General features: G+C 39.1%; 15 protein-coding genes and 1 tRNA gene. 10 read left to right on the top strand and 6 right to left on the bottom strand.

Features of this window, described 5'->3' with window-relative positions; all coding sequences use genetic code 11:
• The 4 genes from hisD to ABNR88_RS05870 all read right to left on the bottom strand — a co-directional run.
• A partial coding sequence (gene hisD, locus ABNR88_RS05885; RefSeq protein ID WP_348670170.1) for a histidinol dehydrogenase occupies window positions 1-1,069 on the bottom strand: 1,069 nt, incomplete at its 3' end.
• Window positions 1,066-1,683 carry an ATP phosphoribosyltransferase gene (gene hisG / locus ABNR88_RS05880; RefSeq protein WP_291929038.1) on the bottom strand — a complete coding sequence of 206 codons (618 nt, stop codon included), beginning with the start codon at window positions 1,681-1,683 and terminating at the stop codon, window positions 1,066-1,068. The genes hisD and hisG, both read right to left, overlap by 4 nt.
• Window positions 1,684-1,695: 12 nt before the next feature.
• A complete protein-coding gene (gene murA / locus ABNR88_RS05875) occupies window positions 1,696-2,955 on the bottom strand; it encodes a UDP-N-acetylglucosamine 1-carboxyvinyltransferase (protein WP_348670169.1) in 1,260 nt (419 codons plus the stop codon).
• On the bottom strand, window positions 2,955-3,593 hold the full coding sequence (locus ABNR88_RS05870) for an ABC transporter substrate-binding protein (RefSeq protein ID WP_348670168.1): 639 nt from the start codon (window positions 3,591-3,593) through the stop codon (window positions 2,955-2,957). Before ABNR88_RS05870 ends, murA begins: the two co-directional genes overlap by 1 nt.
• A gap of 48 nt (window positions 3,594-3,641) precedes the next feature.
• On the opposite strand from ABNR88_RS05870, the gene uvrC reads away from it, so the two are divergent.
• Both uvrC and ABNR88_RS05860 read left to right on the top strand, forming a co-directional pair.
• Window positions 3,642-5,432, top strand: a complete 1,791-nt coding sequence (gene uvrC / locus ABNR88_RS05865; protein ID WP_291929031.1) for an excinuclease ABC subunit UvrC — start codon at window positions 3,642-3,644, stop codon at window positions 5,430-5,432.
• Between the two features lie 5 nt (window positions 5,433-5,437).
• Entirely contained in the window at window positions 5,438-5,614 is a 177-nt protein-coding gene (locus ABNR88_RS05860; protein ID WP_291929029.1) for a hypothetical protein, read from the top strand.
• On the opposite strand, the gene ABNR88_RS05855 is transcribed toward ABNR88_RS05860, so the two are convergent.
• Both ABNR88_RS05855 and ABNR88_RS05850 read right to left on the bottom strand, forming a co-directional pair.
• Entirely contained in the window at window positions 5,611-6,153 is a 543-nt protein-coding gene (locus ABNR88_RS05855) for a hypothetical protein (protein ID WP_291929027.1), read from the bottom strand. The genes ABNR88_RS05860 and ABNR88_RS05855 overlap by 4 nt on opposite strands.
• Entirely contained in the window at window positions 6,150-8,003 is a 1,854-nt protein-coding gene (locus ABNR88_RS05850) for an ATP-binding cassette domain-containing protein (protein WP_291929026.1), read from the bottom strand. The genes ABNR88_RS05855 and ABNR88_RS05850 overlap by 4 nt, the downstream gene beginning before the upstream one ends.
• A 62-nt stretch (window positions 8,004-8,065) precedes the next feature.
• On the opposite strand from ABNR88_RS05850, the gene ABNR88_RS05845 reads away from it, so the two are divergent.
• The 8 genes from ABNR88_RS05845 (at window position 8,066) to ABNR88_RS05810 (ending at window position 14,012) form a co-directional block, all read left to right on the top strand.
• Window positions 8,066-8,533 carry a cytochrome c-type biogenesis protein gene (locus ABNR88_RS05845; protein ID WP_291929022.1) on the top strand — a complete coding sequence of 156 codons (468 nt, stop codon included), beginning with the start codon at window positions 8,066-8,068 and terminating at the stop codon, window positions 8,531-8,533.
• Window positions 8,530-8,931 (top strand): secondary thiamine-phosphate synthase enzyme YjbQ, encoded by a 402-nt coding sequence (locus ABNR88_RS05840; RefSeq protein WP_291929019.1) that lies wholly within the window; start codon window positions 8,530-8,532, stop codon window positions 8,929-8,931. The genes ABNR88_RS05845 and ABNR88_RS05840 overlap by 4 nt, the downstream gene beginning before the upstream one ends.
• Window positions 8,928-9,593 carry a tetratricopeptide repeat protein gene (locus tag ABNR88_RS05835; protein ID WP_291929016.1) on the top strand — a complete coding sequence of 222 codons (666 nt, stop codon included), beginning with the start codon at window positions 8,928-8,930 and terminating at the stop codon, window positions 9,591-9,593. The genes ABNR88_RS05840 and ABNR88_RS05835 overlap by 4 nt, the downstream gene beginning before the upstream one ends.
• A 4-nt stretch (window positions 9,594-9,597) precedes the next feature.
• Window positions 9,598-11,088, top strand: coding sequence for a lysine--tRNA ligase (lysS, locus tag ABNR88_RS05830; protein WP_291929011.1), 1,491 nt, complete (start codon window positions 9,598-9,600; stop codon window positions 11,086-11,088).
• The gene (cmk, locus tag ABNR88_RS05825) at window positions 11,085-11,753 is read left to right on the top strand and encodes a (d)CMP kinase (protein WP_291929007.1); all 669 of its coding nucleotides are present in this window, start codon (window positions 11,085-11,087) and stop codon (window positions 11,751-11,753) included. The genes lysS and cmk overlap by 4 nt, the downstream gene beginning before the upstream one ends.
• Window positions 11,754-11,847: 94 nt before the next feature.
• Window positions 11,848-13,524 (top strand): 30S ribosomal protein S1, encoded by a 1,677-nt coding sequence (rpsA, locus tag ABNR88_RS05820; RefSeq protein ID WP_291929004.1) that lies wholly within the window; start codon window positions 11,848-11,850, stop codon window positions 13,522-13,524.
• Between the two features lie 63 nt (window positions 13,525-13,587).
• Window positions 13,588-13,866 (top strand): HU family DNA-binding protein, encoded by a 279-nt coding sequence (locus ABNR88_RS05815; protein ID WP_291929002.1) that lies wholly within the window; start codon window positions 13,588-13,590, stop codon window positions 13,864-13,866.
• A gap of 70 nt (window positions 13,867-13,936) precedes the next feature.
• Window positions 13,937-14,012: transfer RNA gene (locus ABNR88_RS05810), tRNA-Lys, on the top strand.
• The last annotated feature ends 2 nt before the right edge of the window (window positions 14,013-14,014 follow it).

The following is a 14,014-nucleotide window of genomic DNA, read 5'->3' as shown; positions in this document are numbered from 1 at the left end:
AAGTGTGTCGACCCATAAAGATTGCACCTGCATGTTTAATGCCGTCAAGCATTGCCTGAGGATCTTCAACAGAAAGCTCTAAATGTTCAGGGGCAATTTGATTAGAAAGTGCCACAGCCTCATCCATGTCTTTGGTTAGGATTAAAGCACCACGGTCTTTGAGAGCGGTAGCGATAATTTCTTTGCGCTCCATGGTTGGTAATAGTTTAGCAATGCTTGCCTCAACTTGATCAATAAAGTCTGCATCAGGACAAAGCAGGATGGATTGTGCATCTTCATCATGTTCAGCTTGAGAGAACAAATCCATTGCAATCCAATCTGGGTTAGTTTTGCCATCACAAATAATCAAAATTTCACTTGGTCCGGCGATCATGTCAATACCCACTTGACCAAATACCACGCGCTTAGCTGTGGCTACATAAATATTACCAGGACCAACAATCTTATCAACCTTGGGGATGGTTTGTGTGCCATAAGCCAGTGCAGCAACTGCTTGTGCGCCACCCACTGTAAACACTGTATCTACACCTGAAATATAAGCCGCTGCTAGTACTAACTGGTTAGTAATTGAGTCAGGCGTTGGCACAACCATGATTAACTCTTCAACACCTGCTACTTTAGCAGGGATGGCATTCATGAGTACGGACGATGGATAGGCAGCCTTGCCACCTGGTACGTATAATCCAACCCGGTCTAATGGGGTGATTTTTTGCCCCAGCATAGTGCCGTCATCTTCTGTGTAGGTCCAAGTCTCTTGTTTTTGTTTTTGGTGATAGCTATGAACGCGATCCGCTGCAGTTTTTAGAGCGGTTTTTTCTTTATCACCGAGAGTATCAAATGCTTCTTTGAGTGCTGATAGTTTGATAGTGAGTTCACTCATATCATGAGCATTCATCCGGTCAAACTGATTGGTGTAATCTACTAAAGCCTTGTCGCCATGGCTGCGAATATTGGCAATAATGTCGTCTACTGTTTTTGCAACGTTAGCGTTAGAGACACTCTCCCAAGCTAAAAGTTTGCTTAAATTGTCTTTAAAATCTGACTGTTTAGATGAAAGTTTTGTAATCATAGGTTTTTCTCAATGGCATTAATCCAAGATTTAATGGCGGTGTTTTTAGTTTTAAATGAAGCGTTATTGACAACCAGTCGTGAACTGATGTCTTCAATATGATCTAGAGGGATAAGGCCATTGGCTTTTAAGGTATTGCCAGTATCCACCAAATCCACAATACAGTGTGATAAACCAACTACTGGAGCAAGCTCCATAGCGCCATATAATTTGATAATTTCACAAGGCTGACCTTTTTTCTCAAAATACTGTTTAGCAGAATTCACGTATTTGGTTGCTACTTTTAATATACTGCCTTGCAGGTAATTTTCAGATTTGGCAGCCACCATGAGCTTGCATTTTGCAATACCTAAATCTAGCATTTCAAACAATCCATTAGAGCCATGCTCAAGCAATACATCTTTTCCGGCAATACCCATGTCAGCAGCGCCATGTTGTACAAAAACAGGTACGTCAGTGGCACGAATAATGATGACTTTGACATCGTCAAGATTGGTGTCGAGAATGAGTTTTCGTGAGTTAAGCTCTTCATCAGCGATTTCCAATCCTGCTTTTTTTAATAAGGGCAGGGTTTGTTCTAATATTCTGCCCTTAGACAGTGCAATGGTTAACATGGTATTTTTTCTCTAATCTTGTATGCGTTCAATTTGAGCGCCTAGTAATTTTAATTTTTCTTCAATGGTTTCGTATCCGCGATCAAGATGATAAACACGTTCAATCGTAGTTGTTCCAGTTGCTGCAAGCCCTGCAAGCACCAATGAAGCGGAAGCCCGCAGATCGGTTGCCATTAAATTTGCACCCGTAAGCGATTTTACACCTTTACAAATGACCGTGTTACCTTCTAAAGTGAGCTGTGCACCCATACGAGATAACTCGGGAATGTGCATAAAGCGATTTTCAAAAATGGTTTCAGTGATGGCTGATTGTCCATCTGCAATGCAATTAAGCGCACAAAATTGTGCTTGCATATCCGTTGGGAAATTTGGGTAAGCACTGGTTTTAATATTGACCGCTTTAGGGCGTTCGCCTTTCATATCAAGTGTGATGCTATTTTTACCATAGCTAATATCAGCACCAGTTTCTATTAGTTTATCAATAACGGCTTGCATTGATTGATGGCGGGCGTTTTTTAAGGTGATTTTTCCACTAGTAATAGCAGCTGCAACAAGATAGGTTCCAGCTTCAATACGATCAGGGCAAACACTATGACTTATGCCAGAGAGATTAGACACACCCTGAATAGAAATAATAGCAGTGCCGGCGCCGGTAATTTTGGCACCCATGCTAATTAAACAATTTGCTAAATCAACAATTTCAGGCTCTTGAGCAGCGTTATGAATAGTGCTCTGCCCTTGAGCCAGTGTGGCGGCCATAAGGATGTTTTCAGTTGCTGTTACACTCACTTGTTCAAAATGTATGTCAGTACCAATGAGCTGATCAGTGGTGGCATAGATATAGCCACCTTTAACTTCAATTTTAGCACTTAGTTCTTCTAAAGCTTTCAAGTGTAGATTAACTGGTCTGGTGCCAATAGCACAACCTCCAGGTAGGGAAATTTTAGCTTTTTTGTACTTAGCTAGCATAGGTCCAAGCGCTAAAATTGATGCACGCATGGTTTTAACTAAGCTGTATTCACCCGTGAGTTTTGTCAGTTTTGAGGCATCAATATGTAGTGAGTTATCAGACTCAAGAATAAATTCTGCACCCATATCCATGAGTAATCTGAGTGTGGTTGAGACATCACTCAAGTGCGGTATGTTGTTGACTTTTAGCGGGCCATCGGCCAAAATTGAGGCAAATAAAATCGGCAGAGCAGCGTTTTTTGAGCCGGCAATCTTAACCGTGCCGTTAAGAGTTTTGCCACCCTTGATAACCAGTTTGTACATTATTTTTTATTAATCCTGTCTAGCTTTTGCTGAGATCTTGTGATTAATGCCTCAAGACCTTTACGCTTAATGTAGGAATCGAATTGAGCGCGATAATTTTTTACAATACTGACACCAGAAAAGACCACATCGTAAACATGCCATGTATTTAGGCGAATCATTTTTAAAGAAATGGAAAATGGCTTATCATCACTGTTGATGCTAATATTAAGCTTAACAATGGCTTTATTGTCCTTGCGTTTAACATCTGGATCCACTGATATTTGAACGCTATCAAGTTTTTCATAGCTGGATAGTATGCCAACATAGTCTTGGATTAATGATTCTGAAATATAATTTTGAAAAAACTGCTTTTGCTGAATATTTAAACCATCCCAGTGCTTATCCATAGCAATTTTAGCAGCGACGCCCATAGCAAGATTAGGCAAAAGCTTTAATCGAATAAGTGCCTCAACATTTTCTTTTGAGGCTTTTTCCTGTTTCTTTAGCTCTTTTAATGAGGTGAGCGCACTCACCATAATGTTGAGTGCAGCTGAGCTTGGCGGGTCGATAATGTCGGCAATATTTGTAGAATTATCTGACGCCAAAGTCAGGTTTGAGTAGATAATAGATAATATAATAAGTGCTGTTTTAATCATTGTCTTTATAAAGAATAAAATTTTGCTTTTATTTTACCTTTTTCGCTTATGTCTATTCAAGAAAAACTCGATAATCTAACGCAAAATTCTGGTGTTTATCAAATGCTGGATAAACACAGTTTAGTGATCTATGTTGGCAAGGCTAAAAATCTAAAAAATCGAGTTTCCAGCTATTTTTCCAAACAGCATGAAAGTGGAAAAACTCGAGCACTTGTGGCTAATATTAGTAGTTTTGAGGTTCTAGTCACTGAAACTGAAACTCAGGCATTGCTGCTTGAAGCGGAGCTTATTAAGCAGCATATGCCAAGATATAATATCTTGCTAAAGGATTCTAAAAGTTATCCTTATATTGCCATTAGCAATGATCAACATCCAAGAGTGAGTTTTTTTAGAGGCACTAAGCAGAGTAAAAATCAGTATTTTGGGCCATACCCTTCAGCGCATATTGTGCGAGATTCTTTAATCTTGTTAAAGAAAATATTTAGGGTTAGGCAGTGTACTAATGCAACTTATCGATCTAGATCTAGAGCTTGTTTGGAATATCAAATTGGCTTGTGTAGCGCGCCATGCGTAGGCCATATCGATGATGAAAATTACCAACAAGACGTTAAAATGATGGCCTTGTTTCTCTCGGGAAAAGGTAAACAAACACTGGATAAAATTTCGAAAAAAATGCAAATTGCCGCCCAAAATCAAGATTTTGAGTTGGCCGCACGACTGCGTGACCAGCTGATTGACTTGAGAAAAATTCAAGAACAGCACGCATCAAGTTCTACAGCCGATATGGATGTTATTGCCATTACCCAGCAAGATGGCGTTAATGCAATTGAGGTGTTGTTTATTCGTAACGGCAAGCAAGTTGGTCAAGAATTCATCCTACCTAAAAATTCAACTCATCAAGCAGTTGAAGTGGTACTTTGTGCTTTTTTGCCACTTTATTATTTGGGTAAAGATACCCCTAAGCAATTGTTGGTTAGTCATAAAATTAAAGATAAAAAAACCATCTCAGATGCGCTTAACACCCATCTTATTGATACACCTAATAAGGACAAAAAGCATTATTTAAATATTGCCAAACTTACGGTTAAAGAAAATTTAAATCAAAACTTATTGGCAAGATTTAGAAAAAAATCAACACTAGTACATTTGCAGAGTATTTTAAATTTAAAGAAAATCCCAGAATATATAGAGTGTTTTGATATTAGCCATATGATGGGGGAGGCAACAAAAGCCTCGTGTGTGGTGTTTGAAAAGGGCGTTCCAAAAGTTAAGAAGTATCGACAATTCGATATTAAAAACGTTACTCCGGGTGATGATTATGCGGCCATGAATCAAGTGATTTTTAGGCGCTATTCTAAGCTGTTAAAAGAACAACAGCCTTTGCCTGATTTAGTGCTAATTGATGGAGGTTTGGGCCAGCTTAATCAAGCAATTATGGTGATGAATTCTATCGGCATAGATGATATTCAGCTGGTTGGTGTTGCTAAAGGTGAAAAGCGTAAAGCAGGTCTGGAAACCCTAATCACGGTTGAGGATTCTCAGGTCAATAAGATTAATTTGGCACCACATGATCCTGCCCTTATGTTGGTGAACCACATTCGAGATGAATCGCATCGTTTTGCGATTAAAAATCACCGCTTAAAACGCTCCAAAAAACGCACAACTTCGCCACTTGAAGCGATTACAGGAGTTGGAAAACTTAGGCGTAGTGCATTGCTAAATTATTTTGGTGGCTTGCAAGAGATTAAAAATGCTTCCATAGATGAAATTCAAAAAGTCAATGGCATTAATTTGGCATTAGCGACTAAAATAGCGCAATCACTCAACTCATCTAGGTAGGCCTTATGTTTTTAGTTCGTCTTTTAATTATTGCGTTTGTTATTGGTTATTGCGTTTGGTTTGTGAGCAACAAAGTGCTAGGAAAAAATCTAAAAATAGCTCGCGTCATCGCAGCAACCTTGGTGGTTACTACCGCCATTTACTTGCTACTAGGTAGTTTGTCGTATTTATTAGATAACTAATCTTTTTGAGAGAGTAATAGTGTCTTTAGGTGGGTAGTATTTTTAATAATTTTGTCGTTAACGTTGACCAGAATCGACAGATTTGATGCCTCCCATACTGGCATATCACGCATATGATCACCCATATAATCAAAACCCTTATTGCCAAAGCGTTCAATAAGTTTTTTAGCTTTGTTGTGAGAGGATAAGTTAAATTCTGAATTACTAGCCATGACATCATCAAATAAATTAATGTGTTTGGCGACAGCGAATGCGTAGTCTTTGTGAGAGGCGGTTGCTAAGATAACCTGATCACCCATTTTTTTACGCTCGTTGATATAGTCAATCGTAGCTTGGATATAAGGTAGGCTGGTGACATCAATACTAAAGCGCTTAACCAGCTGACTCTTTAAGTAGCCTTTGCCTTTAAAAAACCAAAATGGATAGATTAAGATTAACCAAGGTTGTTGCTTGAGCGCGCCAATGGAAGATTCATACAATAAGTCAGTGTTAATTAGCGTGTGATCTAAATCAACAATTAAGGGTATATTTTTACTCATTCTAACTCTCCCCATTTATCAAAGTAGCGTTCTAAGTCTGCCTCTAGTCTAGCCAGACGAATGAGTGCATCTTGAGATTCATCAGTTTGAAAAAACTCAGGATCTGAAAGTAGCATTTGAATTTCTCCAATTTGAATTTCAGTTTTTTCAATTTTTTCGGGCAATTTTTTTAGCTCTTGTTGTTGTTTATAGGTGAGTTTTTTAGGGCTATTATTACTCGGTTTTTCAGCCTTTGGCTTGACTTTTGTTTTGGTTTTTTGTACTGCTATCTTATCTTGTTTTTGGATAAGATAATCATCATAACCACCTGCATATTGATTAATAACCCCATCCCCATCTAACACCACTGTTGAGCCAACAACATTGTTTAAGAAGGTTCGATCATGAGAAATCAGAATTAAAGTGCCGTTATAATCAACCAGCATCTCTTCCAGCAGCTCTAGAGTTTCCACATCCAAGTCGTTGGTTGGCTCGTCGAGTACCAGTAAGTTAGCAGGCTGAGATAAGATTTTAGCGAGCATGAGTCGGTTTTTCTCACCACCAGAAAACATTCTAATAGGTGCCATGGCTTGTTTACCAGTAAATAAAAACTGGCGTAAGTAGCCAATGATGTGTTTGCTTTTTCCACCAATTTCAATGCGTTCACGGCCACCAGAGACAAAATCCATCGCCTTCATGTTTGGGTCAAGATTGTCACGCATTTGGTCAAAATAAGCAAGTTGAATTGTTTTCGAGCGCCTTATTGAGCCTTTAGTTGGCTGTAACTCGTCTAGTAATAACTTAATAAATGTTGATTTACCACTACCATTGCCGCCAATGATGCCAATTTTTTCACCTTTGAGAATCAGCGTTGAAAAGTCTTTAACTAGTTCTAGACCTGCAATATCGTAAGATATTTTTTTAACTTCAAAAACAACCTTGGAAGCTCTGTTTTCATCTTCTAACGCATGAATTTTGACATTGCCTTTTTTGGCTCGACGATCAGTAAAAGATTTGCGCATAGATTCTAAAGCCCTAACCCTACCTTCGTTTCGGGTGCGACGGGCTTTAATGCCTTGGCGAATCCACACCTCTTCTTGCGCGAGTTTTTTGTCAAAACGGGCGTTGGCAATTTCTTCAGCGTGAAGCTGTTCATCTTTACGCTTAACATAGGCTTTATAGCCGCACTCAAACACACTTAAATGTCCACGATCTAGGTCGAATACTTTATTAACAATGCCGGCGATAAATGAACGATCGTGACTAATAATTACTAAAGTGCCATGGTATTCTTTGAGCATACGCTCTAAATCCAAAATGGCGGTAATATCCATATGGTTAGTTGGCTCATCTAGCAGTAATACATCAGGCTCTTGAATCAAAGCGCGTGCCAACATGACACGACGCCTCCAGCCTCCTGATAAAGTAGAAAGTGAGGTTTGAGGGTTTAGTGTAAATCGATTAAGTATGGCCTCAATTTTGTGTAAATATTGCCAGCCATCAAGTTGATCGATTTTCTCTTGGAATTCGCCAGCTTTATTTAGTTCGCCGTTATTTATTAAGTGTTGGTACTGAGCGATAATATTGCCAATTTCACCCAATCCTTCGGAGACAATGTCAAACAAATTTTTATCATTATCTTCAGGTGGCATTTGCTCTAAATAGCTGATTTTTATACCATTTTTTATTTTAAGCTTGCCATCATCAGGTTCAATAGTGCCGGCTAATATCCTCATAAAGGTAGATTTTCCTTCACCATTACGACCAATTAGTGCAATTTTGTCACCTTTTAAAATGGTTGAACTAACCTTATTGAGAATGGGTTTGTCTGAAAAACTCAAAGAAATACTGTCAAGTGTAATTAATGGCATGGGTCTCCTTTTACACCGCTTGAGAAGTGTAAAATCTAGGTTTTATGGTTCGTGAATAGCGTATGCGAAATTTTACCCAAACAACGGCTCTATTTAAAAGAGTTGTCCTATGTATTACATTGCTGGCTTTTCAGCCAGTTTTTGGTGAAAGTATTGAGGCAAATAGTTTTAAAAATGATACTCATGAACAAAGATACCGCAGCTTGATTGACGAGATTCGCTGCCCAGTTTGCCAAGGCCAAAGCATTGGCGGCTCGAATGCTGGGTTGGCAAAAGACCTGCGTGAAAAGGTGCGTGAGCTGATTGTCGATAATCAAACGGATGATAGCATTCGCCAATACATGACAGATCGTTATGGTGATTTTGTGGTGTTTAAGCCACCCATGAATAAAAATACATATTTGTTGTGGTACGCCCCATTTGCATTTTTAGCGTTTGGTTTATTTTTCTTTATAAGGTCCTTGAGTAGAAAATCTCCTAATACTTCTCAAGCGATTGACACGCAAAAAGCTAAGGATTTATTAAAGTGACCCAACACGAGTTAATGATTGCCACCAGCGAACGTGGTGCGGTTGATATTACCACTCAAATAAATGCATTGATTAAAGGTGTTAAGACTCATCTGTGTCATGTGTTTGTTGCACATACTTCAGCCTCACTAATGATTACGGGCAATGAAGATGCCAACCTGCTTTTGGATGTTGAGGATTATTTTAAGAATAATGTGCAAGATGCTAATCCAAATTATCGTCATAATAATGAAGGTGATTTTGACATGTCCGGCCATATTCGCTCTATATTAACAGGTGAGTCAAAATCTATTCCTGTTGTTAATTCTGAGCTAGCCTTGGGGCGATATCAGGGTTTGTATCTGTATGAGCACCGCGTTGGACACAATCTAAGAAAATTAATAATCACCCTAGTATGAGTATAGAAGCAGAATTAAGCGATTTAATGGTAGGTGCGTATGCACATCAAAAGAATGGCGAACTTTCGCTGGCTATTCAAGCTTGGAATAAGTTAATCAACCACTCCAGTGCAGATCAAAATCTCAAGGCTAATGCACACCTAAGTTTGGGTAATTTACATCAACTACAAGGTAATGATGAGTTGGCAATTGAGAGTATGTCAAATGCCATTCGGGCCAACCCAAATAGCGCTGAGGCTTATTTCTGCCTAGCCTATTTGGAGCAAGAAAAAGAAAATTTTAACTCAGCTGTCGAGTATTTTGAGCAAGCTATTTTGCTTAAAAATACGGATAGTGGTGCGTTTAATAACTTAGGAAATTGTTATGATCGCCTAGAAAAGAGTAATGAAGCGGTTAATGCGTATTCGCAAGCTATTAGCCTGGATAAACACTACATAGCCGCGATTTATAATCGAGGCAATGCCTATATTAAAATTAACAAGGATGATTTAGCCTTAAAAGACTTAAATAAAGCCATTGAATTGGATGCAAATTTTTATCAAGCCTATTATAATCGTGGCACTTTGCACAAGCGCATGGGTAACACTACCCAAGCACAGCAAGATTTGGCCAAGGCTAAAGAGCTTGCACAACAAGAATTAGAAATCAAAACACAACATTAAAATTATGAGCGACCAAGACGACAATAAGTTAATTGCTGAAAGAAAATCAAAACTGGATAAATTAAGAGAAGCGGGCAACCCTTTTGTTAATGATTTTAAACCTGAGCATTTGGCGCAAACCATTACTAATGACTATGATCAGCTCTCTAAAGAAGAGCTGGAAGAGAAATCAATCAAGGTATCAATAGCAGGGCGCATGATGCTTAAGCGTGTGATGGGTAAAGCCAGTTTTGCAACTGTGCAAGACTCAAGTGGGAAAATTCAAATATTTGTCACCCGTGATGAGCTGCCAGAAGGTTTTTATAATGAGCAGTTTAAAAAATGGGATATTGGCGATATTTTAGCTGCCACAGGCACACTGTTTAAAACCAACGTTGGCGAGTTGTCAGTGCGTATTGACAGTATTAAACTCCTAACCAAATCACTAAGACCCTTGCCTGAAAAATTTCATGGCTTATCAGATCAAGAAATTAGATATCGTCAGCGCTATGTTGATTTAATCACTAATGAAGAGGCGCGTAATACCTTTAAACGTCGCAGCGCAATTGTAAGCTATATTCGTAACTTTTTTAATGCTGCTGACTTTATGGAAGTAGAGACGCCAATGTTGCAAACCATTCCAGGCGGTGCAACTGCCAAACCATTTGAGACACATCATAATGCACTCGATATGCCGATGTTTTTACGTATTGCTCCAGAGCTTTATTTAAAGCGTTTGGTAGTTGGTGGCATGGATCGTGTATTTGAAATTAATCGTAATTTTAGAAATGAAGGTTTATCAACTCGCCATAATCCAGAGTTCACCATGATTGAATTCTACCAAGCCTATGCTACTTATCACGATCTGATGGATCTAACTGAGAAGTTGTTTAGAGGTATCGCAGTGGATGTGTGTGGTAGTGCCACAATCCACTACCAAGGTGATGATTTTGATTTCTCTAAGGCATTTAATCGCATTAGTGTGTTTGACTCAATTCTTGAATATAATCCAAATTTAAGCGCTGAAGACCTAAATGAAAACAAGGCTAAAACAACCGCTAAGAATCTAGGTATTGACGTTAAAGATGGCTGGGGTTTGGGAAAAATTCAAATTGAAATTTTTGAAAAAACGGTTGAAGAACGACTTATGCAACCTACCTTTATTACTCAATATCCAACAGAGGTGTCGCCACTCGCTAGACGTAATGACGATAATCCATTCATTACTGATCGTTTCGAGTTGTTTATTGGTGGACGAGAAATTGCTAATGGATTTTCTGAGCTAAACGATGCTCAAGATCAAGCTGAGCGTTTTAAAGCGCAAGTGGCTGAAAAAGATGCGGGTGACGATGAAGCCATGCATTATGATTCAGACTACATTCGCGCACTGGAATATGGCATGCCACCAACTGCGGGTGAAGGTATTGGTATAGATCGACTGGTTATGCTATTTACCGATTCGCCATCAATTCGTGATGTGTTGCTATTTCCACACATGAGAGCAGAAGTTAAATGAGTGTGCCAGTTTTAACTATTGATGGTCCAAGCGGGGTTGGCAAGGGTAGTGTTGCTCGTATTATTGCTCAGCAACAAGGCTGGAACTTACTTGATTCTGGCGCCATTTACCGTGCTTTTGCCTTGGCAGTAGACAGCAGAGCTGTCGATATCGCAGATGAAGTTGTCCTAGTGGAGATTGCCACTAATTTAGACTTAGAGTTTAAAACTCAAGAGGGAAGCGAACTGGTCAGTGTTTATTTAGATGGTAAAGAGGTTTCATCAATTTTACGTACTGAGAAAACTGGAGAAATGGCTTCCAAAATTGCCGCCATTGGCGTGGTGCGTAGTGCACTTTTAAAACGTCAACAAGACTTTGCAGTTGCTCCTGGTTTGGTGGCTGACGGTCGTGATATGGGAACGGTGGTTTTTAAAGAGGCTGAGTTTAAAGTTTATCTAAGTGCAAGCAGTGATGCGCGTGCTAATAGGCGCCTAAAACAATTGCAAGCGCAAGGTCATGAGGGTATAATATCGCAAATCTTAGCAGAGGTTGAAGCTCGTGATGCGCGTGATAGTTCGCGTAAACACTCCCCTTTAAAACCTGCAAAAGATGCTCTTATCATTGATACCACTGAGTTATCACTGATGGAGGTAGTCGCTCAAGTGAGCGAATTGGTTAAAGCTTAAGCGGTTAAGCTTTATAAATAAACTAACCCGATATGCATTAGGCGGATACCGTACATAGCCTAAAAAATTACCGGTCAATATCAAAGAAGAATATATGTCAGAATCATTTGCTGAACTGTTTGAAAACAGTGTAGAACAACAAAACGTAAAAGTAGGTGCCTTATTAATGGGTACTGTAGTTAGTCTTAATCGTGAAAAAGCGATTGTAAACGTTGGACTAAAATCAGAGGGTTTTATCTCTCTAGACGAATTTAAAAACCCAAAAGGTGAATTAGAAGTTGCAGAGGGCGATGTTGTAGAAGTTGCTCTAAAATCAATCGACGATGGCCTGGGTAATACACTATTGTCACACGCTGATGCTAAGCGTATTAAGTTGTGGCAGTCACTTGAATTGGCAATGAATTCAAAAGAAACAGTTACTGGTATTGTTACTGGCGCTGTTAAAGGTGGTTTGACAGTTGATATTGGTGTGGTTAAAGCATTCTTACCAGGCTCATTAGTTGATGTACGCCCTGTTAAAGATTTCTCATACCTAACAGGTCAAGAAATTGAAGCGATCGTTATCAAGATGGACGAAGTTAGAAACAACATCGTTATCTCTAGAAAAGCAGTTATGCAAGAAGCTAACTCTGCAGATCGTGAAGCATTACTTGAAACACTTGAAGAAGGTAAAGAAATCGAAGGTATCGTTAAGAACCTTGCTGACTACGGTGCATTTGTTGATTTGGGTGGCGTTGATGGTTTACTACACATTACAGATATTTCTTGGACGCGTGTTAATCACCCATCTGAGAAGCTAACAATTGGCGACAAGATTAAAGTTAAGGTTCTTAACTACGATAAAGAGAAGATGCGTGTATCACTAGGTCTTAAGCAGCTTACTGCTAGTCCTTGGGATAGTATTTCAGATCGTTTACCAATCGGTAAAAAGGTTACTGGTACAGTATCTAACCTTACTGATTACGGAGCGTTTGTGCGCATCGAAGATGGTGTTGAAGGTTTAGTTCACGTTTCAGAAATGGACTGGACAAATGCTAATGCACGTCCTTCTAAGATTGTTAAATTAGGTCAAGAAGTTGATGTTGTTATCTTAGACGTACAAGAATCTAAGCACCGTATTTCATTATCAATGAAGCAAGCATTAGAAAACCCTTGGGAAGCATTCGAAGCAACTCAAAACAAAGGCGACAAAATCATCGTTAATGTTAAGTCAATTACTGACTTTGGTTTATTTGTTGGCCTACAAGGCGGCATCGACGGTCTAATTCACTTAGCTGATATCTCTTGGGATAAGCAGTCTTCTGAAGAGCTGGTATCTAGCTACTCAAAAGGTCAAGAATTAGAAGTTGTTATTCTTAACATTGATGCAGAAAAAGAGCGTATCTCTTTAGGTATCAAGCAATTGTCTGAAGATGACTTCATGCAGTATGCTTCTGCTAATAAGAAAGGTTCTATCGTTAAAGGTACTATCCTAGAAGTTGATCCACGTGGTGCGGTTATCGCCCTAGCTGACGATATTACTGGTTACTTAAAAGCTGGTGAAATTTCACAAGAGCGTGTTGAAGACGCAACAACAGTACTTAAGACAGGTGCAGAAGTTGAAGTGGTTATCATGAATGTTGATAGAAGATCTCGCAATGTTTCTGTTAGTATTAAAGCTAAGGATTCAGTTGAAGAGCAAGCAGCTATGGCAGACTATAACAAGCAGTCTTCTGATGAGGCTACTGGCTCAACATTAGGTGACTTACTTAAGCAAGCAAAAGATAAGTAAATCTTGTTGACTAAAAAGGCCGCTGAGTAGTGATACAAAGCGGCCTTTTTTTATGGTGAAATTATGAAAAAAACCGATTTAGTTCAAACCTTAACTGAGCGAAGTAATTTAGCGAAGTCCGATGTCAAATTAGCGGTTGATTGTATCTTGGAAAAGATTTCACAATCGATTGTATCGGGTGAAGGCGTTGAGATTAGGGGCTTTGGTGGTTTTTTAAAAAAACATCGAAAGGCGCGCCAAGGTATCAATCCAAAAACCAGTGAGAGAACACGGGTAGGGGAGAAATACGTGCCATTTTTTAAGCCAGGAAAAAGCTTAAAAGAAATGGTAAATAAAGGCTAAATTTTGTTGTTTTTAAATCGAGATAATGTATAATTTCACTTTTTGCACTTAGTGTTGAAAAAACTAATATGGGGCGTTAGCTCAGTTGGTAGAGCATCGGACTTTTAATCCGCTGGTCGAGCGTTCAAATCGCTCACGCCCCACCATA

Origin of the sequence: uncultured Candidatus Thioglobus sp., assembly GCF_963981275.1 — a bacterium.
Lineage (GTDB): Bacteria > Pseudomonadota > Gammaproteobacteria > PS1 > Pseudothioglobaceae > Thioglobus_A.
The sequence above is the reverse complement of the archived record's forward strand: the minus strand, read 5'-3'. Positions and strand labels throughout refer to the sequence as shown.